Raw genomic sequence first — 20,965 nt, 5'->3', positions numbered from 1 at the left:
GGGGGTTGAAACGATCATGAGCCAAGTGCCAGACCACGTGTTCCAGCAGCGCCGAGAGTTGGCGTCGCAAGCCATGGACACCGTGGAGGAACTGTTCCGGGTGGTCAGGGCCGCGCGGTCGGCTCAGCTGGATCGCATCAATCGGGTTCTGCCCCGCCACCGGTGGTCCGCGGTCAATCTGGTCGATTACGCGGCGGTGCGTAGCCAGGACGTGCGGCAGTTGCAGTCGGATCTTTCGGATCTGGGGCTTTCCTCTCTGGGCCGCATGGAGGCCGGTGTGGAGGACCATCTCAAGGCCGTGCTGTTGAGCCTGGCGGCCGTTGCCGAGCGCCCCGAACCCAATCTGGACATGCTGGACGTGGGTATCGAGCCCGGGGAAGGTCACGGCAGCGGTCAGGACATCCTGGAGCGCAATGCGGTGCAGTTGCTGGGCCGTAGTCCCGAGGACCGCGAAACCCGCATCATGGTCACGTTGCCTTCCGAGGCAGCCGCCGACGCCGCCCTGGTGCGGGACATGGTGGCCGCCGGGATGAACGTGGCGCGCGTGAACTGCGCCCACGACGGCCCCGAGGAATGGGCGCGCATGATCGATCACGTGCGCACGGCGGCGTCGGACTTGGGCAAGGACCTGCGTGTCTCGATGGATCTGGGCGGGCCCAAGGTGCGCACCGGACCGATCGAGCCGGGTCCGCGGGTCGAGAAGATCAAACCCGAGCGCGACGCCACGGGCCATGTGACCGAACGGGCCAGGCTCTGGCTGGGCACCTCACCCCACGACGACCTGATCCCGTCCGTCCCCGTGAGCCCCGCAACCTGGCTCTCGGAACGCACGGTGGGGGAGCGGATCCGATTGCGGGACGCTCGCGACTCGGGCCGTTCGCTACGTGTAATGGCAGTTGAGGACGGCGGCGTGCTGATGGAGTTCGCCAAGACCGTGTACTTCGCGACGGATCTGGTGCTCAAGGCCGGCAACGGTGACGAGGCCACCTTGGGCGAGCTGCCGGAGACCGAACAGGCGCTGCGGCTGAACATCGGGGACACTCTGCGCCTGGTGCGCAGCCTGGAACCGGTACCCGCGGTGACGCAGTCGCCGTTCACCATTGGCTGCACCCTTCCCGAGGCGTTCCAGGACGCCGCACCGGGAGACCGGGTCTGGCTGGACGATGGCAAGATCGGCGGCGTGGTGCGGACCGTGACCCCGGACAGCATGGACATCGAGGTGCTGCACACCGGCCCCAATGGTTCCAATCTCAAGGCCGAGAAGGGCATCAACTTCCCGGATACGGACCTGCAGATCCGTTCCCTCACCCCGCAGGACCGGAAGGACCTGGAGTTCGTGGCGCGCCACGCGGACATCGTGAACATGTCCTTTGTGCGTAGCCGCACGGACGTCACGGATCTGCTGGACGAACTCACCCGGTTGAAAGCCACCGAGGTGGATGTGACCCTCAAGATCGAGACGGTGGGCGGATTCGAACAGCTGCCCCAAATGCTGTTGGAGGTCATGCGCTGGAAGGACGCCGGGGTCATGATCGCCCGCGGTGACTTGGCAGTGGAGACCGGTTTCGAGCGTCTCGCGGAAGTTCAACAGGAAATCCTGTGGCTGTGCGAGGCCGCTCATGTGCCGGTCATCTGGGCCACCCAAGTGCTCGAAAGCCTGGCCAAGAAGGGCATTCCCTCCCGCGCGGAGGTCACGGACGCCGCAGAGGGTCAACGCGCCGAGTGCGTGATGCTCAACAAAGGCCCGTTCATCATTGAAACGATTGAGGCGCTGTCCTCGATCCTGGGGCGGATGTCCGGGCACGTGATCAAGAAAACGGACCTGCTGCGCAAACTGCACGCGTGGCGTGAATTCGTGAGTGCTTAGGCGGCCGCCCGGTGGGTGAGCCGTGGCGGGGAACGGTGGCGAGCGGCGTCGTCGGATAGCGAACAGCCCGCGCGGTGATCAGCGGGCTGTGGAATAGTTGACCCGAATGATCGGCGAGACCCGCCCCAACCCATGAGTAAGCCTTGAGGAGTGCACCGCTATGGACATGAACCCGCTGAATAAGGCCTTTGACGAGGACGGCAAGCCCAAGCCGGGCGTCAATAAATTCTTGAACCATGTGCTGCGCGCGCAGCGCCCCATGGTCATCAAGGCGCTGCAGCGTGAGCGCGAGCAGCACCCCAACGAGTCTCCGGAGCAGATCGCCAAGCGCCTGACCAAGACGTACCAGCGCACCGTGACCCTGGGCGGCGGGGCCGTGGGCGCAACCGCGATGGTCCCCGGTATCGGCACCATCGCTTCCCTGGGGCTGTCCTCGGTCGCCGTGGTCGGCTACCTCGAGGCCACCGCGTTGTACGCGCAGGCCATGGCGGAGTTGCACGGTGTGTTCCCGGACAACGAGGAGCAGAACCGCACGATGGTCATGGCTTTGATGCTCGGCGAGGACGGCAACCAGCTGATGAGCCAGATCCTGGCCAACTCCAGCCGCTCCAAGGGTCTCACCAACAAGTGGGGGCTCATGCTCGGTAAGGGTGACAGCGACAAGAAGTTCGATGCCGGTCGCACCATTCGCAACATGTTCGTCAAGCGTTTCCTGGCCAAGCAGACCGGCGCAGTGATGGGCCGTGCCCTGCCGTTCGGTATCGGTGCCGTGGTGGGTGGCGGCGCCAACTTGGCCATGTCCCGCCAGGTGATCAAGTCCGCCGAGGAAGCATTTGGCGAATTTCCCACGGAGTTCCCCGCTGCCCTCGATGACCGTGCCGAGTCCTTCAAGGACGGCACCAAGGTCAAGGAGCCGGAGTCGATCGAGAAGAAGTAGTTCGATCCACTGATCGCGCAACACGCCCCGGGGGCCCATCCATGGATGGGCCCCCGGGGCGTTCATGTTCCCGTCACACGCATTTCGTCAGCGGCTCAGAGCGGCTTTAGGCCTGCGCGTTACGGTGGCCGCGTGTTCACCCCAAGTGGCTCCCCCGGACAATCCTCCACTGACACGCTGTCCGAGCGTTCACGAACCACCCATCGCCTCCCCGAGCGACCCTTGATCTTCGCGCACCGCGGCTCATCAGAGGCGTTTTCCGAACTCACCCGTGCCGCCTACGTGCAGGCGTTGCTCGACGGCGCGGACGGGGTGGAATGCGATGTGCAGCTCACCCGCGACGGGCACCTGGTCCTGCACCACGACGCTCAATTGGGCCGCACCTCCAACGGCAACGGCCCCGTCTCGCAGCACACGCTGGCTCAGCTGCGGGCCTTGGACTTCACGTCATGGAAGGGTGTGCCGATCCCTTCGTCCCACGGCTCTGCGGACGAGCAGTTGCTGACCCTGGACGAGTTGCTGGACCTTTTGGAGGCCGCGGGGCGATCCATTGGCCTGGCGGTCGAAACCAAACACCCCAGCCCGTTCGGGCACGGCTTGGAAGAGGCCGTCCTGGTGCTGCTCATGCGCCGTGGCTGGGATCCGGAAACGGGGTGGCTGGGCAACATCAAGGTGTCGATCATGAGCTTCCACCCCGACGGCGTTCGCTACCTTCTGCAGTCCGTCTCACCGCGGCACGTGTGCCAGTTGGTCGCGGACACCACCGTGAGCACGGTGCGCCACAGCATGCGGGTCGGTCCCGCGGCGGCCATGGTCTATCGCGCCGGGATGCGCCTCGTGGTGCCCCCGGCGGTGCCGATCATCGCTCACGGTGAGGTGGAGCTGGCCGGGCCTGGGATCCAGTTCGTGCGTGACCACCTACACGAGGTGATCAACTGGCGGGCCAACGGCTCCGTGCTGCGGGTGTGGACGGTCGACTCGTTCGTGGACACGCACCTGTGCCTTGCCATCGGGGTGCAGCAGATCACGACCAACGTCCCTGCTGACGTGCTGCGCTGGGTGGGGGAAGCCACGGATGGGACGGCCACCACGGAGTCCACTGCCGCGTCGTGCCACCCAGCCATGGAGCCGACTGCGGCCAGTGGTCGGCATGCGCCCGTGCGGGCGAAAAGCCGAGGGCCACGCGTTGCTGGGAATCCCTTGTACGCGTAGCCCTCCGGCCGATCATGATCCCGCACTGCGTGGAGCTAGCCGAGGATCACACGTTCTTGCTCTGGATGCCCGTCCAAGAACTGCCCAGGGCACCCGTTGATCAGAGCCCCGTCTGTCCCGCTCCGTACGTTGCCTGTTCCTGCGTGAAACCTTCGAAGACCAGTTGATCGATCAGTCCGCTCCGGGAAAAGGACGAGGAATCGAGGTATTCCTGGGCCTTCTTCGCGGCTTGCTCGTTGTAGTCGATGCTCAAACTGTCGACCGCAGCGGCCGAATCTTCGGGCGAGAAATCCTCGAACTCCAGTTGCTCGATCAGGCCGCTGCGAGAAAACGCCGAATAATCGATGTAATCTTCAGCCTTTTTCTTGGCTTGCTCACCGTAGTCGACATCAAGAGAGTCAACCGCAAGAGTTGCGTCCTCGGGTGAGAACCCCTCGAACTCCAGCTGTTCGATCAGACCAGTTCGCGAAAAGGCCGAGTACTGCAGGTAACTCTCTGCCTTGTCCACGGCATTCTGCTGAGACAACGGCGTTGATCCAGAATCTTCATCCTGCTCGGTCTCGGCGGAATCCGCGCCTGTGTCCCCGAGGGGCTGATCGCTGGCGACAGCGCTTTCCTCGGGCGTGGGCTGCGGTGCTTCGGTCGGTTCAGCCGGTTCTTCGCTGGGGGCCTCTTCCGCCACCGCTGGGCCAGGAGCCTCGGTAACACTCTCCGTATTACTCTCCGTGGCAGCTTCCGAGGTGGCGGAAGGAGTTTCGACCGGATTCTCGGTCGCAGTGGCACTGGACGTCTCGTTGCTGACTGGCGCGGCATCGTCATTACCGCCACCGAAAAGAGCCGCACATCCAGCAAACAAAAGGATGACAAGTACAAGTAGGCCCAAACACCCTAGGGCCCATTTCTTCTTGCCCGTTTTCCGCGGCGGTGCCTGGCCATTCCCGTTGTGGTGGAACTGCTGGGTTTGCGAATCGTACTGGCCATTGTGCGGCCCCGGTTGATTCGGGGGGATCTGTGACATGACAGTCTCTTTCTCAGGGGGGTGACTTCATATTCACTATAGGAATCGGTGTGGACTGTGACGCAGCGCACGGTCATTGACGTCCGTGTCGCACCCTATATTTCACTTCGCGTAGCGATCCACGAGCTGCTCGGCCAAACCGGTGTACTGGCCGGGGGTCAGGCCCTTGAGCCGCTGCTCCGCAGCCTCCGACAAACCCAGCTCGCCGATGAACTCGCGCATGCGCTCGCCGTCCACGCGGTGGCCGCGAGTCAGGTCCTTGAGGCGCTCGTAGGGGTTGTCCATTCCCTCGCGTCCTGCGATGGCCTCGGCACGCATGGCGGTCTGGACGGCCTCGCCGAGTACCTCCCAGTTCTGGTCGAGGTCCTCGGCCAGCAGGTTCTCGGCCACGTCCAAGCGCTCCAGACCCTTGATCACATTGGAGATGGCGAGCATCGAGTGACCGAAGGCCACCCCGATGTTGCGCTGTGACGAGGAGTCCGTGAGGTCACGCTGCCAGCGAGAGGTCACCAGGGTGGCACCCAGGGTGTCCAGCAACGAGCAGGAGATCTCCGCGTTGGCCTCGGCGTTCTCGAAACGGATGGGGTTGACCTTGTGCGGCATGGTGGAGGAGCCGGTGGCACCCTCGACAGGGATCTGCTGGAAGTATCCGATGGAAATGTATGACCACACGTCCGTGCATAAGTTGTGCAGGATCCGGTTGAAGCGCGCGATGTCCGAGTAGAGCTCGGCCTGCCAGTCGTGGGATTCGATCTGAGTGGTCAGCGGGTTCCAGTCCAACCCCAGACCCTCCACGAAGGACTGGGAAATGGCCGGCCAGTCGGTGTCCGGGGCGGCAGCCACGTGGGCGGCGAATGTGCCGGTGGCGCCGTTGATCTTGCCCAGATATTCGGTCTGGGCAATGCGGTTCAGTTGCCGGTTCAGGCGGTGTGCGAAGACCGCGAGTTCCTTACCGAGCGTGGTGGGGGTCGCCGGCTGGCCGTGCGTGCGGGACAGCATGGGCGTCGCCTTGGCGTCCTGCGCCATGTCGCTGATCGCGGACACGAGCTTGCGGGCGGCGGGCAGCCAAGCATCTTCCACGGCGTCCTTGACGCTCAATGCGTAGGAGAGATTGTTGATGTCCTCGGAGGTGCACGCGAAGTGCACCAGCGCCTTGAGGTGCTCCAAACCCAACTCCGGCAGGCGACGCCCGATGTAGTACTCCACGGCCTTCACGTCGTGAACGGTCACGGCCTCGATCTCGGCCAGCTCCGCCACGGACTGCACATCGAAGTCGGTGACGATGGCCCGCAGGCCGTCCTTCTGCTCCTGACTCAGGGGCTCCAGACCAGGCAGCGCCCGTTGCTCACACAGGTGAATGAACCATTCGACCTCCACGTGCACGCGCTCGCGGTTGAGCGAGGCTTCCGAGAGGTAGTCGACCAGGATGCCGGCCTGGGGTCGGTAACGACCGTCCAAGGGTCCCAACGCGATGGGAGGGGTCTGCTGGCTCAGGGCCACGCGTCCGGAGGGGAGAGTGTGCGGAGTCTTCGACATGATCTTCATTCTTCCACGCCTCCGCGAGCGCGCCGGCTCGGTGTCCATCGACGACGACGCCGCGGCGCCCGTTCTCCACGGGCGGGCGGGTACGTGGGGCATCGGCTGCGCATCCACAATCCGGCCTGCTCGACCGGTCATGTCACGGGGCGGGTTCTAGCGTGAAGTTCTCTGCGGAATCCGCGCCTGGAAGGAAGTTGGCATGTCGTCATCGATTGCACCGAGCGGTCCGGGATCCTCCGGGTCCGGACCCACCGAGCCATCGGGGCCGTCGCCGGCGGGAATGGCAGGTCTCCTGTACGAGCGCATTGTCATGCTGGCCGGCTCCTACGATCGCACGGCGGATGAGCTGCTGGCGCTGACGGCACAACTCCGTGCGGCAGAGGCTGCGGAATGGAAAGGGCAGGCGGGACTGGCCTACCGGACACGGCTGGAGGAGCTGACCGCGGAGGTTCAGAGCGCCGCCCACGGGTACCGCACTGTTGCAGCCGAATTGCGCGCGGGTGCCGCGGGGCTTTCGGCTCAGATCGGAGCAGTTGAACAGTTCCTGGACCTGGGCACCCTTGGTGCCTCGGTGTTGGGGGTGCTGGCCCAGGCGGAACAATCGATTCCACAACACGGTCCCGCGGGACTGCAGCGATGAGTATCGACACGGAACGTGTGATCACGGGTCGCGCTGAAGATGTGCACGCGACGTTGTTCGGCACGGACTCCGGTGGCCGGCTACTCCTGGACCACCCCAACGTTCCGATCGACACTCGAGCGACCATCACGTCCGCCACCGAATCCATGCGGGTGAGTGGCGGCACCGCCCCGGGCGGCCTGGAGGTCAGCACCGAAGCCATCTCGGTAGCGGCCGGAGTCCTCTCCAGAGTGAACGAACGCGCCGGTGACGTGCTCCTGGGAACCACTGCTACAGATGTGGAGGTCGCGGCGTGGAGCATGACGGGACATCCGCTGCTCGTGGCCGCGGCGGCGTCGTCGGCGTTGACGAAGGCCGCGCTCGCGGCAGCTCAGGCGCGTATGACGCTGACGCAGCTGCACCTGGCGAGCGCGCAACAGCACTACGAAATGGTGGAAGCCAGCGTGGGGTCGTTGTTCGGGCCGGGCATCCTGACCATGCCGGGATGGAACCTCACGGGGTCTTCCATGAGCGGTCTCCGCACGACACTGGACGAATTCACCGACGCGGTGCAACGCGCGGACATTAGTACTCCCGCCGAATTCGCCACCAGGGTGCGGGTCACCTCCTTTGGGGTCGTGGTGGCCGGCGGCGGACCGGAAGGCACCAACGCGGTGATCCGTGGTGTGGGCCTGGATGACGTGCTCGACTCGAGCCTCCGTACCCCGTTGCCATCGGTGGTGCTGCGTCATTCGCGGGCCCACCGGGACCTCGGGGGCCAACCGGGCGATGAGTTCACACTGGGGCAGTACGCGCGAGTGTGGGCGGACGGGCTGCTGACGGGAGTCGGCGAGACCGAGGCCCACGTGGGTCCCGAGGAGGCGGCCGTGCAGGCTGAGTTGGGTGCGTCCTGGCCGGTGGTGCGCGCCGCCGTCAACGGACTCAGCGGCAGGTCAGGATTCGAATGGCTCACCGCCTATTCCACCGGTCGAAGTCTCTCTCCGGCCGAACGGCTGCTGTACCCGCTCGTACGCGGTCATGCAGTGCGTCCGAAGGCCAAGGAAACGATGACCGGTATTACGCCGCGCAACGCCTCCGACCACGGGATGGCCGGGTTGGCCAAGCGACCACTGCCCGCGGGCGTCGAATTCGACGGTGCGGTGCCCGTGACGGTGGCGGGGACGGCCGGGGCACTCAAGGACGCCAAGAACATCGTTGAGGATCGGGAGAACAGTACGGTCATGGTCCAAAAGTCCACTGATAGTTCGGGGCGGGCCGCGTTCTCCGTGGTGCTCACAGGCACGGAGGTGTGGCACGACGGCCAGGGGGTTCATGACATCGCCGGCATCGTCGAGGGCATGAAGGTGCAACCGCACGATTCGCTGGACGAACTACCTCCCGCACAGCGCGCGGTTCTCGAAGCGCTGAAGGATGCGGGGATCCGGCCGGGGGATTCCGTGGTGCTCACCGGTCACAGCCTGGGCGGTATCGATGCCGCGGGGCTGGCCTCGAACAGGGCCTTCCAGGAGCGGTACTCGGTGGCCGCTCTGACGACTTTCGGAGCACCCGTGGGTGGCTTCGAGTTCTCTCGGGACACCTCGGTCATGGCCGTTGAACACTCGGACGACATGGTGCCGCCGTTGGACGGGGTCGGGAATCCGGACGGCGAGAACCGCTCGACGGTCCGCGTGGACACGCAGTACAACGGCCAGTATTCGACCGTGGGAAGTCTCAGCGGAGTGGGTGCTCACGACATGTACGCGTACACACTGGGAGCCCAGGGGATCAGCAACTCGGGGCACGCTGCGGTGACGAAACACGAACAGGCATTGCGTGCCGCAATTCCTGCGGGAACTGACGCGAACACCGAAACCTACATATACGAAGCCACGGAAGAACACATTGTCCACAACCCGGAGGATCGGTAGCGAGAGTTAGCATTGGGCCTATGAGTAACGCCACGCCGTCAGCCGATTCTTCAGGCACCGAGCAGAACGCGGAGCGGATCATCCCCCGAACCGCGCTGGCTCAGCTTCCCGCGTACGCCGCCGGAAAGCCCGCTACCGAGATTCCCGGACTGGTGGCCTACAAGTTGGCGTCCAACGAGAACCCTTACGGGCCGGTACCGGCGGTGCGCCAGGCCCTGTACGATTTCGACCTGTTCAACCGCTACCCGGATCCCGCGGCCACCGTGCTGTGTGAAGCGCTCGCGGGCTACCTGTCGGTCCCCGCTGCAGACATCGTGGCCGGCGCGGGTAGCTTGGGCGCGCTGAACCAACTGCTGGCGGCGTTCGCGGGAACCGGCCAGGACGGCCAGCCGGACGAGGTCATCTACGCGTGGCGTTCCTTCGAGGCCTACCCGATCTCGGTGGGACTGGCCGGAGCGTTGAGCGTCCAGATCCCCAACCGCCCGGACGGTTCCCACGACCTTGAGGCCATGGCTGACGCGGTCACCGATCGCACCCGGGTGATCCTGCTGTGCACACCCAACAACCCCACCGGACCCAGCCTGCGTGCGGCGGACGTGCACGAGTTCTTGAAGCGAGTCCCCTCACGCGTGCTGGTGGTCATCGACGAGGCCTACTGGGAGTTCCAGCGTGCCGAGGGCCTGGTCAACGGCATCGACTTCTACCGGGAGTACCCCAACGTGGTGGCGCTGCGTACCCTGTCCAAGGCGCACGGACTGGCCGGGTTGCGCGTGGGGTACACGGTGTCCCAACCACACGTGACCCAGTACTTGCGGCAAGCCACCCCGGCCTTCAGCGTCACCCAGGTGGCCCAGTTGGCCGCGGTGGCGTCCATTGAAAACATTGACCAGGTCGACGAACGCGTCCAGCAGGTGGTCGACGAGCGCGAGCGTGTCCTGGCAGGTCTGGCGGAACTCGGGTGGCAGCACCCGGAAACCCAGGCCAACTTCGTGTGGCTGCCGCTGGGCGAACACAGTCAGGCCTTCAGCGAACTGTGCGATGCGCACGCGTTGTCGGTCCGGCGCTTCGGATCCGAGGGTGTGCGTGTGAGTTTCGGAGAAGCGGAGGCCAACACTCGATTGCTCGAGCTGTGCGCGCAGTTCCCGTACCCCAGCACCATGCCCATGAGCAGCACCAACTAGGCCACTCGGAAGGACAACCCAACCATGGCAGCAAAGATGCACCCCGGGACGGTCGAGAGCGCCGTGCCCAGGCTCCAGTTGCTCGACGAGCAAGGCACGGTCCACGAGGACCCCACCCTTTCCCCGTTCGTCAAAGATGTCGACACGGTGGAACTCAAGGGCCTGTACCGCTCCATGGCACTGGCACGGCGTGTGGACGAGGAAGCCACCTCATTGCAGCGTCAGGGCCAACTGGTGCTGTGGGTGCCGCTGCGCGGTCAGGAAGCGGCGCAGGTCGGATCCGCTTGGGCCACCGAACCCACCGACCGCATCTACCCGTCCTACCGCGAGCACGCCGTGGTCTTCCACCGCGGTGTGAAGCCCGGTGAGTTGCTGCAGCTGTTCCGCGGTCACACCGCCGGCGGCTGGGACCCCAACGAACATCACGTGAATCTCTACACCATGGTGCTGGCTTCTCAGGTGCCGCACGCGGTGGGTTACGCCATGGGCACAGCCCTGGACCGCAAGGCCGCCGAGGACGCGGGCGAGCAAGTGAGTGAGACACCGGAGGCCGTGGTTGCCTACTACGGAGACGGTGCGAGCACCGAGGGTGAGATCCACGAATCCATGGTTTTTGCAGCGTCCTACGACGCCCCCGTGCTGTTCTTCGTGCAGAACAACCAGTGGGCCATCTCGGTGCCGTTCTCCACGCAGTCCCGCGTGCCGCTGGCCACCCGCGCCGCCGGTTACGGTTTCGAGGGTCTGCGTGTGGACGGCAACGACATCCTGGCCGTGCTGGCCGCCACGCGCTACGCACTCGACAAGATCCGCCGCGGGGAAGGTCCCGTGATGATCGAGGCCGAGACCTATCGCATGGGCGCTCATACCACCGCGGACGACCCCACCAAGTACCGTCAGCGCGACGAGGAAGAACAGTGGGGCACACTGGACCCGCTCGAGCGGCTGGAGATGTTCCTGCGCGAAACCCACCACGTGGGTGATGAGTTCTTCGATTCGGTGACCAACGAGGGTCGTGAAATGGCGGACGAGTTGCGCGCGGACGTGCTGGCCATGGTGCCGCCCACCTTTGACGAATTCTTCGACAAGGCCTACGCGGACCCGCACTCGCTGATTGACGCGGAACGCGCCGAGTACCTGGATTACCAGGCAGGCTTCGCTCCGCAGGACGACCAGGATGACTCCGGCTCGGAAGGAGCTCACGCGTGAAGCAGCTGACCATTGCCAAAGCGATCAACGCGGGGTTGTCCCGGGCCATGGAGGAAAACCCCAAGGTCATGCTCATGGGCGAGGACATCGGTTCCCTTGGCGGCGTTTACCGCGTCACCGAGGGCCTCAAGGACCGCTACGGCGCCCACCGGGTACTGGACACACCCCTGGGTGAGGCGGGCATCGTTGGAACCGCCATCGGGCTGGCCGAACGCGGTTATCGGCCCGTGTGCGAGATCCAGTTCGACGGGTTCACGTTCCCCGCCTTCAACCAAATCACCACCCAGCTGGCCAAGATCCATGCCCGCTCAGACGGCAACCTGACCGTGCCCGTGACCATCCGCATCCCCTACGGCGGTGTGATCGGTTCGGTGGAGCACCACTCGGAGTCACCCGAAGCACTGTTCGCCCACACAGCGGGTCTGCGTATCCTGGCGCCTTCCAACGCGCAGGACGCCTACTGGATGTCACAGCAGGCCATCGAGTGCAATGACCCGGTCATCATCTTTGAACCAAAGCGCCGCTACTGGCTCAAGGGCGACGTGGACGAGAATCAGCCCACGGGCGATCCGTTCAGCGCCGCGGTGGTGCGTGAGGGGCAAGAGGCCACCATCGTCGCGTGGGGCCCGCTGGTCCCCGTGGCGCTCGCGGCCGCTGAGGCCGCACGGGAAGACGGCCGTAGCGTGGAGGTCATCGACCTGCGCAGCCTGTCTCCCATCGACTTCGATACCGTCACGGCATCCGTGCGGAAGACCGGTCGCCTGATCATCGCCCACGAGGCCCCCACATTCGGTGGACTGGGCGGGGAGATCGCCGCGCGCGTGACCGAGCGAGCGTTCTACTCATTGGAAGCCCCCGTGCTGCGCGTAGGTGCCTTCCACATGCCCTACCCGCCGGCTGCCGTTGAAGAGCATTACGTTCCGGACCTGGATCGCGTGTTGGAAGCACTCGACCGATCCTTCGCCTACTAATTATTCCTAAGTCACGAATCGCTCCTCGCGGGCGGTATCGCAGGAGGTAGAACTCATGTCCCAGGTTTTCACGTTGCCCGATGTGGGCGAGGGCCTGACCGAAGCCGAGATCCTGTCCTGGAAGGTGGCCGAGGGGCAGACCGTCACGGTCAACCAGGTGATCTGCGAAATCGAGACCGCCAAGTCCGTGGTGGAGCTCCCGTCCCCCTTCGCGGGAACCGTGCTCAGCATCATGGTGACCGAAGGCACCACGGTCGAGGTCGGAACGCCCATCATCACCGTGGGCGATTCCGAGTCCGCGCCGTCAGGCACACCGGATCCCGGGTACACGGGCTCTGCGCCCAAGGATGGTGTGGAGGGGGAACCCACGGCCGAACACCTCGGGCCCCGGGAAGAGTCCACGTCCGGGTCCGGGTGCAGCATGGACTCGAGCGAGTCCGGCCAGGCTCTCGTGGGCGCCGGTCCCAAGGCGGATCCCGTACGACGCCGCCAGCGCACCCGCACGGCCATGCGGATCGACGCCGAACAGCCCCAGGGGCTCGACGAGCAGGGCAAGCCCGCTCCGCAACAGGATCAGGAATCGGCCAAGGGCGGCGCGGCTCGCGTGGCAGCCGGCTGGGCGGATCGGTTCTCCAAGTCGGGCCTCGGCACCGCCGCCCAGGACCTGGCGGACAAGGCCGGAAAGTTCCGTGATCGCGGGGAGACGTGGTTGCGTTCTCTCGACGACACCGCACCCCAGCAGCAGGGCGCCGCCCAGGCCTCCATCCCGCGCCGCCCGAGCATGGCCAAACCGCCGGTGCGCAAGGCCGCCAAGGAAATGGGTATCGATCTGGCGGACGTGACCGCCACCGGCGAAGGTGGGCAGGTCACCAAGCGTGACCTGTTGGCCTACGCGGCCCACCTGCGCGAGGTGGAGGACGGCCCGGATACGTTCTGGACCTCGACCCACGCACCGGCTCGTTCCCGCGACGAACGCATCCCGGTCAAGGGCGTGCGCAAGGTCACGGCCCAGAACATGGTCCGTTCGGCTTTCAGCGCCCCGCATGTGTCGATCTTCGTGGACGTGGACGCCTCACGGACCATGGAGTTCATCAAGCGGCTCAAGACGTCCCCGCACTTCGAGGGGGTCAAGGTCACCCCGCTGTTGATCCTGGCCAAGGCCGTGATCTGGGCTGCCGCGCGCAACCCCCAGGTCAATGCCACGTGGACCGATTCCGAGATCATCATCAAGCGCTATATGAACCTGGGCATTGCGGCAGCCACTCCGCGCGGTCTGCTGGTACCCAACATCAAGGACGCGCAGGACCTCAACCTGCGGGAACTGGCCATCGCGTTGAACGAGCTGGCGCAGACGGCGCGCCAGGGTAAGACCCAACCCGGTGACATGCAGGGCGGCACGCTGTCCATCACGAACATCGGTGCGCTGGGCATCGACACGGGCACGCCCATCATCAACCCCGGCGAGGTGGCCATCGTGGCCTTCGGCACCATCAAGCAGAAGCCGTGGGTCGTGGACGGGGAAGTCATTCCGCGCTGGATCACCACCCTGGGTGGTTCCTTCGACCACCGCGTGGTGGACGGTGATCTCTCCGCCCGGTTCATGGCGGATGTCGCCAGAATCCTCGAGGAACCGGCGCTGCTGCTCGACTAGGTTCACGGCACCGGGCCTGTCTGCTCGGCACGGAAACAGCCCTGGACATGGCCGGGTGCCAGTGCGGTGCGTTGCAACCACCGATGGGCCGTCACCGGGCCAATGAGTTTGAACCCTCGTTCCCGGAACAACCCGGAGAGCCTGCGGGAATCCGGCGTGCTGTCGGGTAGATCGAGGGAGCGCAGCGGGGGACCGGTGGGCGGGGGCACCTGCGCCTCGGTCAACAGTTCCACCCAGTCTGCGATCACCCAGTCCTCGCACCCCTGGGCGTTGTGGATCACGGCCTCGATCTTGGCGCGGTTGCGGATGAGTTCCGGATTGAGCAGGAGGTCCTCCACATCGTCGACGTCGAGCCGGGCAACCTTGGCCGGTTCGAGATCCGCCATGTACAGGTACCACGAGGGGTGCCTGCCGGACTGTGACCAACGGGCGAGGCCCGAATCGAAGAGCTCGATACTCAAGGCCTGGAAGTACTCCGTGGCGGTGCGCGGTGCCACCGCCCATTCGTGGTCGTGATCGATCAGGGCGCCGGGGGTCGCCACGGCCCATGGGCATCGTGACTTCCCGTCCGCGCACCCGATGGCTGCGAACGCCGCGTGCGGGTGATCCTCCGGGTCGGAAGGGTCGGAAGGGTCGAACGGGTCGAGCGGGTTGGATGGGCTGAGCTGGGAATCGGTACGTGTCTCCATACGCCACACGCTAGGCATTGGCGGGCTGGGACCGAGCCCTGAATGTTCAGCATCTGGAGAAACTCCCGCCCCCGTCGTCGGGCGCGGGATCCGTGCAGTACGCTCGCCGCGGCGTCGTCGCGGGGGCGCGAAGCCGGTAAGACTTATGCCGACGTCGCACGGATGGGTGAGCGACGCGCGTAGCCTGCGCGGCGTCGTCGGCGGTGCTAGAAGCGCGAGACCTCGCCGGTGACGTCCGCGATCTCGATCGCAATCGGATCTTCATCTTCGTCATCATTGTCGTGCACGATGAACACCGCGGTGGGATCGCCCTTGGGGAACGCCCGGATCGTGACCACACCGCACTGGGCGTGGTTGAGGACCTCGGCCACCTGCTCGGTGGTGGCCGCCATGACCTTGGGAGGCAGGGGGTGGCCGCGCTCGTCCAGGATGTCCACCCGCACACCCCGATCGCGGGCGGTGCGGGTGATTTCCAGGATGTAGGGCGTGGCAATGGAACGACCGCGAATGGTGTCCCGCAATTGCGCCTCGGTGAGTCGGAACTGGTTGATGTCGTACTCGGTCACTTCGGAAGGATCGTGAGCTATCCGCTCGAGCAGGCCACCCGCGAGCCGGCGAACGTCCTGCACCCGCTGGTACGAGGCATTCTTGGAGTCCTGCTCGGCCTCGTCATTACTGCGGGCGGTGAGCAGCATGCGGCGGATCTCCCGCTTCCGTTGGTTGAACCGTAAGAACTCCTGGTAACCCACCCAGGTCGCGACGAACAGACCCAGGGCCATGACCGTGTAGCTCTCCGTGGGGACCACACTGTCACGGACCACGATCCACCGTCGGAGGGACATAATCGTGATGACCACCCACAGCAACACCGCCCACCAGAACCGCTGCCGCAGACACAATGCAAAGATCATGACCGTGAAACCCATGGCGAACCAGGGCATTTGCCCGGCAATGGGTACCGCAACGGTTGCTTTGTACCCCTGCTCTGCGGCAAGCATGAACAACAGTACGGCGGCCATTGTGGACAGCAGAGGCATCTGTTGGGTGGCCCACCGTGGGACCGCTACGATCAACGCTGCCCCCGCGTAGAACACCAGGGAGAGAACCATCGCGTCCGGGTCCCTGGCCGAATCCACCTTCGTGACGCCGATGACGAAGGAGACGCCAAAACCCAAGAGGGCCAGCACGGTCAGAAATTTCGGACTGATCCCGGCACTGTTCATGACAGCGCGTCCTTGGGCCACGTGAGGATCACGGCGGTTCCACGGCCGGGGGAGGACCGCAGTTCGACGTCCCCGCCGACCGTTTCGATGTTCTCCACGATGGACACCCGAACCCCTAGGCGTTGGGTGTCCACGTCGTGGAGAGCGAAGCCGCGGCCCTCGTCACGAATCGTGAAACGCAGGTAGAAACCTTCGGGGTTGATGGGGGTCGGCGGGCACTGGCCACCGTCCATGGACACGTAGGTCACCTCGGTGCCGGAGTGCCGGGCACTGTTGGAGACCGCCTCGGTGATGGCCTGGGTGAGTCCCTGTGCCACGAATGTCGGGACGAATACTCGGGGCTCACCCACGGGGCGGATGTGGGAGCGAAGATTGCTGAACCGCACGCGTGAGCGCCACGGCGACAGCGATTCCATGAGCTCGTCCATGAGCACGTGCACCATGGTGGTGGTCTTGCCCGACGACCGATCGTTCTCGTCGTCAAGGACTTCCAGCGCACGGGAGGCCAACTCGCGGGTGCGTTTGGCCAGGGGCCCTTCCGCGCGTGAGGCGTCCAGAAGAGCGGCCATCACGTTGTCGTGGATCAACCGGTCCATACGTTCCTGGTCCGCGGTTTCGGAGCGGCTACGCGTGAGAGCCAGCTCCTGGGAGAGCGCCTCGGTGTAGTCCTGATCCAGATTCTCCACTGCCCGTTTGGAGATCACGACCACCAGGATCGAGACGAGCCCGTAGCAGATCCGGAGGAACATCACGGTTCCCAGTGATTCGGAGCGCGAGTCCACGGGGATCAACTGGGCCATGATCAGCCCGTAGGCCAGTTCGATGCACAGCTGGTACACCAGTGCGGCCCAGGGGCTCCAGGCCAGCGCGATACTGATCAGGCTCACAATGATGAACCCACTGATCCAGGGGTACTGCAGCAAAACCCCGCCTTTCCAGGCCAGGGGCATGGTCAAGACGCCTAAACCCACCACCGCTGCCAGCGTGAGCAGGATCCACGGTTGGGCCGAATGCATGATGCCGAACACCACGAGCAAGGCGGAGATCACCAGGATCGCCGCCAGGAACACGGTGTACCAGGGGGCGAAAGCGGCTTGTTGCTGCTGCAGAATGGGCAGCGCCTCGACGAACAGGGACACCGCAAGTATCGCGATGCCGATCATCCACAGCCAGTAGGCACGGTACGAATTGAGACCGAGTTCTTGGGGGGACGTGGTGGCTAAGAACTTTTTCCGCCGGAGTCGAGTGGGAACTTTACGGTAGGTTCCACTACGGCTCGATCGGGGGGCGACGTGTTTGTTCATTCCGCACCTTGGGTCAACGGCGCGGGATCGCTACAAGTGCTTTTCTGCGGTGGTGATGTCCGCTTCCGGCTCGACCAGACCGTCTTCGATGGCGCGGATACGCAGATCGATCTTGGTGGGAGCGGGTCGGCCGATACGCGCGTACTTCTCACGGATGCGGTCGATGTTTGTCTTCACAGCGGACTGCTTGATCCCCATGCGGCGGGCCACCTGAACCTGGGCGAAGCCGGAGGCGTACAAGCGAAGCGTCTCTTGTTCGCGCGGGGACAGAGCAGCGCGGGAGAACTCCACGTCACCGTCGATCGCGGCGGCCAGTTCCTTGGTGATCACCGGCTTCCCGTCAGCGATGTTGCGTGCTTCTTCGATGGCGTGCTCGAGCGGTTCCGACTTACGGACCAGTCCCAGTGCGCCGGCGCGCAACGACTCACGGATCAGCGCGGCGTTCTCACCGATGCTGAAGATCAGCACCTTCATTCCCGCACTGCGGAGGCGTTCCACATTGCTCGCGGGACGCGAACGGTCCGCGAGCGAAAGGTCCAACAGGACGACGTCGCACTCGATCCTTTTCGCCCCGTGCGCGGTGAGTGCCGGGTTCTCAGGATCGCGGCCCAACTGATCCAGCAGGGTGGACACGGAGTCCGAAGAGCCCACGAGTTTGACGTCCGCTTGCGATGTCATGGACACCAGGCGTACGCCTTCGCGAACCACCTCATGATCGTCGACGATGGCGACAAGAGTGGATGGCATGGGCTTAGACCTCCAAGTACTCCCCAGGGTGATCCCGACCCCCGGAACCCCCTACAGATGGGAGTCTAGCTGTTAATGACATTCGAATTGGTCCAGGCGTCGACTTTACGGTGATAACGCATGCCCCACATGCCGCCCAGGATAGCCGCGACGAGGTCAAGGATAACGACCGCTGCCAGAGCCACCAGCCCCCAACCCACGATCGGCCCGATCACGGACTGCGCGGCCAGGCTGTGCGGGGCCAACCCCACCGTGTCGGCCCAGAGCAGCGCGGCCACGGACGCAATGGCTCGCGCCAGCAGGGACCACAGCCACACGCTGACACCCTGGGCCACGCCCGAGAAGCGTGCCATGCGGCCGGCCACGTAGCCGCCCGCGAGCAGTGCAAGGAACTCGACCACGGCGAACACGGCCAGCGCCAACCAACCGGCGGTGTCCTGTGGATTGAGCAACCCATGGTCCAGGGCTCGGCCGATCCCGTTGGTCGTTTCAATGCCCCACTGGGGGCCGAACAGGCCGGAGGCCACCAGGAGCACACCGCTCACGGACAGGGCGGCCAGCCAGCCGAAGAGACCGGGGAGCAACTGCATGCCGCCGAAACGCTTCTTCTGCGCGCCTCGCACGTCTTCCGTGGTCAGTCTCTTGGCGGATCCGGCGCCCTGAGCGGGAACCGCCGGTCGCACGGAATCCCACGCGGCGGTTGCGGTCACGCGCTCGTCCTGCGGGGTCAGGTGCTCATCGCCGATGGGTTCCATGACCCCTGTCTCAGGATCCGGGCGGTGCAACCGGCCGGAGGCCACGCCGGAACGGAAGGACCCGGCGGCGTCGGCGTGGGGGAGTGGCCTGGTCTTCTCCGCGTCCGTGGCCTCGATCGGAGCGGTGTGCTGATCGGTCCAGGGTGCGTTGCCGTTGTCCAGAGGGTCACGTGAAGCGGAAGATGGCGACATGGGGGCTCGATTCGTCCATGGGAGTGGCGGTATCAACTGAGCGAAGTCTATCGATTCAGCCGTGTCACGGGCGGGGACCTGGCCGAACGTGAACGAGTCACCGGCTGTGAGGGCCACCACGGGAACGGGTAACCTCGAAACCATGGCTAGCGAGACCTCCCGAGATTTTTTGGCAACCCGTCCGTGGACCCGGAGCTACAGCCCCGATGTCCCGCGAGACCTCAACCTCCCCGACACTTCACTGATCCACATGCTCGAGAAGTCCGTGGCGCGCCACGGTGGCAAGACCGCCCTGGAATTCTTCGGAGCGGGCATGACCTATGCGGAACTGGGCGACCAGGTCCAGCGCGCGGCAGAGGGGCTGCGCCTCATGGGCGTGGAGGCCGGCGACCGCGTGGCGATCGTCTTGCCCAACTGCCCACAACACATCGTGGCCTACTACGCGGTGATGCGACTGGGCGCGATCGTGGTGGAACACAATCCGCTCTACACCGCACCCGAACTCCGTCATCAGTTCGAGGACCACGGCGCTCGCGTGGCCGTCGTGTGGGACAAGATCGCCTCGCGCATCACGTCCATGCCCAAGGACCTCAACATCGAGCACATCGTGTCCGTGGACATCACCGCGGCCATGCCCCTGGTCATGCGCACCGCCCTCAAGCTGCCCGTCAAGAAGCTCAAGCAGCAACGGGCAGAACTCACCGAGGCAGCCCCCGGTACCGTGCCGTGGCGCAAGTTGATCAGCGCCGATCCCATCCGTGCGGACCACCGGCGCCCCTCGGCCACGGATGTTGCCCTGCTGCAGTACACCTCGGGCACCACGGGCACCCCCAAGGGTGCGATGCTCACGCACCGGAACCTCGAATCCAACGCGGTCATGGGCCAGCACTGGCTCGGCACCACGTCCCACGAGGTGGTCTATGGTGTTCTGCCCTTGTTCCACGCGTTCGGACTGACACTGGGCATGACGTTCGCCATGTCCCTGGGTGCCAAGCTCGTGCTGTTTCCCACCGTGCGCGCAGACTTGATCCTCAAGGCCATGAAGAAGTCCATGCCCACCGTACTTCCGGCCGTGCCGCCGGTGTATCAGAAAGTTTTGGATGCGGCGCAGGAGCAGGGCAAGGACCTGTCCGGTATCCGTGTGGCGGTTTCAGGCGCCATGACTCTGCCGGTTCCACTGGTCAAGACGTGGGAGGATGCCACGGGCGGAATGCTCATCGAGGGTTATGGCCTGACCGAGTGCTCGCCCCTGGTGTCCTGCAATCCCTTGAGTGATCTCCGCGAGGCGGGCTCCATCGGAATCCCCTTCCCCAGCACCGACATTCGACTGGTGGACCCGGAAACCTGCAAGGACGTGGCCTTGGGCGAGGAAGGCGAATTGTGGGTCAAGGGCCCCCAGGTCACCCAGGGGTACTGGAAGCGCCCGGAAGAGACGGCCACGCTGCTCACCGAGGACGGCTGGTTGCGCACCGGGGACATCGTGACCGTGGACGAACGGGGGTTCCTGCGCGTGGTGGATCGGATCAAGGAGGTCATCATCACCGGTGGCTTCAACGTGGCACCCACCGAAGTGGAAACCGCCCTCAAGCTTCATGATTCCGTGGAGGACGCCGCGGTGGTCGGTATCCCCAACGACAACGGCAACGAATCTGTGGTGGCCGCCGTGATGCTGGCCCCCGGCGTCACCCTCAACGAGGATGAGCTGCGCGAACACTGCTACGACAAGGTCACCCGGTACAAGGTGCCCCGCCGCATCGTGGCCATGGACGAACTGCCGCGCACCATGCTGGGCAAGACGTTGCGCCGCGCGGTCAAGGACAAGATCATTGACGAGAAGTTGCTGGACCGCTGAATCCGGCGGGCTCGGCCGGGTCCACGCTCTCAAGCAGCCCCGGCCACCCACGATCGACGACGCCGCCGCGAGAC

General features: G+C 65.0%; 17 protein-coding genes. 10 read left to right on the top strand and 7 right to left on the bottom strand.

Annotated features, from left to right (window positions below):
- The first annotated feature begins 16 nt into the window (after positions 1-16).
- The 3 genes from RF638_RS00395 to RF638_RS00385 all read left to right on the top strand — a co-directional run bounded on the left by RF638_RS00395 (position 17) and on the right by RF638_RS00385 (position 4,016).
- On the top strand, positions 17-1,867 hold the full coding sequence (locus RF638_RS00395) for a pyruvate kinase (protein WP_368841194.1): 1,851 nt from the start codon (positions 17-19) through the stop codon (positions 1,865-1,867).
- Positions 1,868-2,027: 160 nt separating this feature from the next.
- The gene (locus RF638_RS00390; RefSeq protein WP_095796285.1) at positions 2,028-2,804 is read left to right on the top strand and encodes a di- and tripeptidase; all 777 of its coding nucleotides are present in this window, start codon (positions 2,028-2,030) and stop codon (positions 2,802-2,804) included.
- Between the two features lie 222 nt (positions 2,805-3,026).
- On the top strand, positions 3,027-4,016 hold the full coding sequence (locus tag RF638_RS00385) for a glycerophosphodiester phosphodiesterase family protein (protein WP_238663017.1): 990 nt from the start codon (positions 3,027-3,029) through the stop codon (positions 4,014-4,016).
- 100 nt (positions 4,017-4,116) lie between these two features.
- Here the strand turns inward: RF638_RS00385 and RF638_RS00380 are convergent, their stop codons facing one another.
- Together RF638_RS00380 and purB are read right to left on the bottom strand one after the other, a co-directional pair.
- Entirely contained in the window at positions 4,117-5,034 is a 918-nt protein-coding gene (locus RF638_RS00380; RefSeq protein WP_129699531.1) for an Ltp family lipoprotein, read from the bottom strand.
- Between the two features lie 102 nt (positions 5,035-5,136).
- A complete protein-coding gene (purB, locus tag RF638_RS00375; protein WP_193554288.1) occupies positions 5,137-6,570 on the bottom strand; it encodes an adenylosuccinate lyase in 1,434 nt (477 codons plus the stop codon).
- 202 nt (positions 6,571-6,772) lie between these two features.
- Here purB and RF638_RS00370 point away from each other — a divergent pair, with 202 nt between their 5' ends.
- Genes RF638_RS00370 through RF638_RS00345 form a run of 6 tightly spaced genes read left to right on the top strand, consistent with a single transcriptional unit; the run spans position 6,773 to position 14,129 of the window.
- On the top strand, positions 6,773-7,213 hold the full coding sequence (locus RF638_RS00370) for a hypothetical protein (protein WP_095796289.1): 441 nt from the start codon (positions 6,773-6,775) through the stop codon (positions 7,211-7,213).
- Positions 7,210-9,120, top strand: a complete 1,911-nt coding sequence (locus tag RF638_RS00365) for a hypothetical protein (protein ID WP_368841193.1) — start codon at positions 7,210-7,212, stop codon at positions 9,118-9,120. The genes RF638_RS00370 and RF638_RS00365 overlap by 4 nt, the downstream gene beginning before the upstream one ends.
- Before the next feature lie 20 nt (positions 9,121-9,140).
- The gene (locus RF638_RS00360) at positions 9,141-10,301 is read left to right on the top strand and encodes a histidinol-phosphate transaminase (RefSeq protein WP_129699534.1); all 1,161 of its coding nucleotides are present in this window, start codon (positions 9,141-9,143) and stop codon (positions 10,299-10,301) included.
- Positions 10,302-10,325: 24 nt separating this feature from the next.
- Entirely contained in the window at positions 10,326-11,507 is a 1,182-nt protein-coding gene (locus RF638_RS00355) for a thiamine pyrophosphate-dependent enzyme (protein WP_368841192.1), read from the top strand.
- Positions 11,504-12,478 (top strand): alpha-ketoacid dehydrogenase subunit beta, encoded by a 975-nt coding sequence (locus RF638_RS00350; RefSeq protein WP_129699535.1) that lies wholly within the window; start codon positions 11,504-11,506, stop codon positions 12,476-12,478. Before RF638_RS00355 ends, RF638_RS00350 begins: the two co-directional genes overlap by 4 nt.
- Positions 12,479-12,533: 55 nt before the next feature.
- Positions 12,534-14,129: a dihydrolipoamide acetyltransferase family protein gene (locus RF638_RS00345; protein WP_368841191.1), complete on the top strand. Its 1,596-nt coding sequence runs from the start codon at positions 12,534-12,536 to the stop codon at positions 14,127-14,129.
- Between the two features lie 2 nt (positions 14,130-14,131).
- On the opposite strand, the gene RF638_RS00340 is transcribed toward RF638_RS00345, so the two are convergent.
- From RF638_RS00340 to RF638_RS00320, 5 genes are all read right to left on the bottom strand, one after another.
- Positions 14,132-14,818 carry a DNA-3-methyladenine glycosylase I gene (locus RF638_RS00340; protein ID WP_368841190.1) on the bottom strand — a complete coding sequence of 229 codons (687 nt, stop codon included), beginning with the start codon at positions 14,816-14,818 and terminating at the stop codon, positions 14,132-14,134.
- Positions 14,819-15,024: 206 nt separating this feature from the next.
- Entirely contained in the window at positions 15,025-16,041 is a 1,017-nt protein-coding gene (locus RF638_RS00335) for a hypothetical protein (RefSeq protein WP_095796295.1), read from the bottom strand.
- Positions 16,038-17,345 carry an ATP-binding protein gene (locus RF638_RS00330; protein ID WP_315278403.1) on the bottom strand — a complete coding sequence of 436 codons (1,308 nt, stop codon included), beginning with the start codon at positions 17,343-17,345 and terminating at the stop codon, positions 16,038-16,040. Before RF638_RS00330 ends, RF638_RS00335 begins: the two co-directional genes overlap by 4 nt.
- A gap of 30 nt (positions 17,346-17,375) precedes the next feature.
- Positions 17,376-18,092, bottom strand: a complete 717-nt coding sequence (locus RF638_RS00325; RefSeq protein ID WP_129699540.1) for a response regulator transcription factor — start codon at positions 18,090-18,092, stop codon at positions 17,376-17,378.
- 65 nt (positions 18,093-18,157) lie between these two features.
- Positions 18,158-19,039 carry a hypothetical protein gene (locus RF638_RS00320; protein ID WP_368841189.1) on the bottom strand — a complete coding sequence of 294 codons (882 nt, stop codon included), beginning with the start codon at positions 19,037-19,039 and terminating at the stop codon, positions 18,158-18,160.
- A gap of 142 nt (positions 19,040-19,181) precedes the next feature.
- Between RF638_RS00320 and RF638_RS00315 the strand changes: the two genes are divergently transcribed.
- A complete protein-coding gene (locus tag RF638_RS00315; RefSeq protein ID WP_368841188.1) occupies positions 19,182-20,891 on the top strand; it encodes a long-chain-fatty-acid--CoA ligase in 1,710 nt (569 codons plus the stop codon).
- Positions 20,892-20,965: the final 74 nt, after the last annotated feature.

This window comes from Kocuria sp. CPCC 205235 (assembly GCF_040980905.1).
Taxonomy (GTDB): domain Bacteria; phylum Actinomycetota; class Actinomycetes; order Actinomycetales; family Micrococcaceae; genus Kocuria; species Kocuria carniphila.
This window is presented reverse-complemented; position numbering and strand designations above follow the sequence as displayed.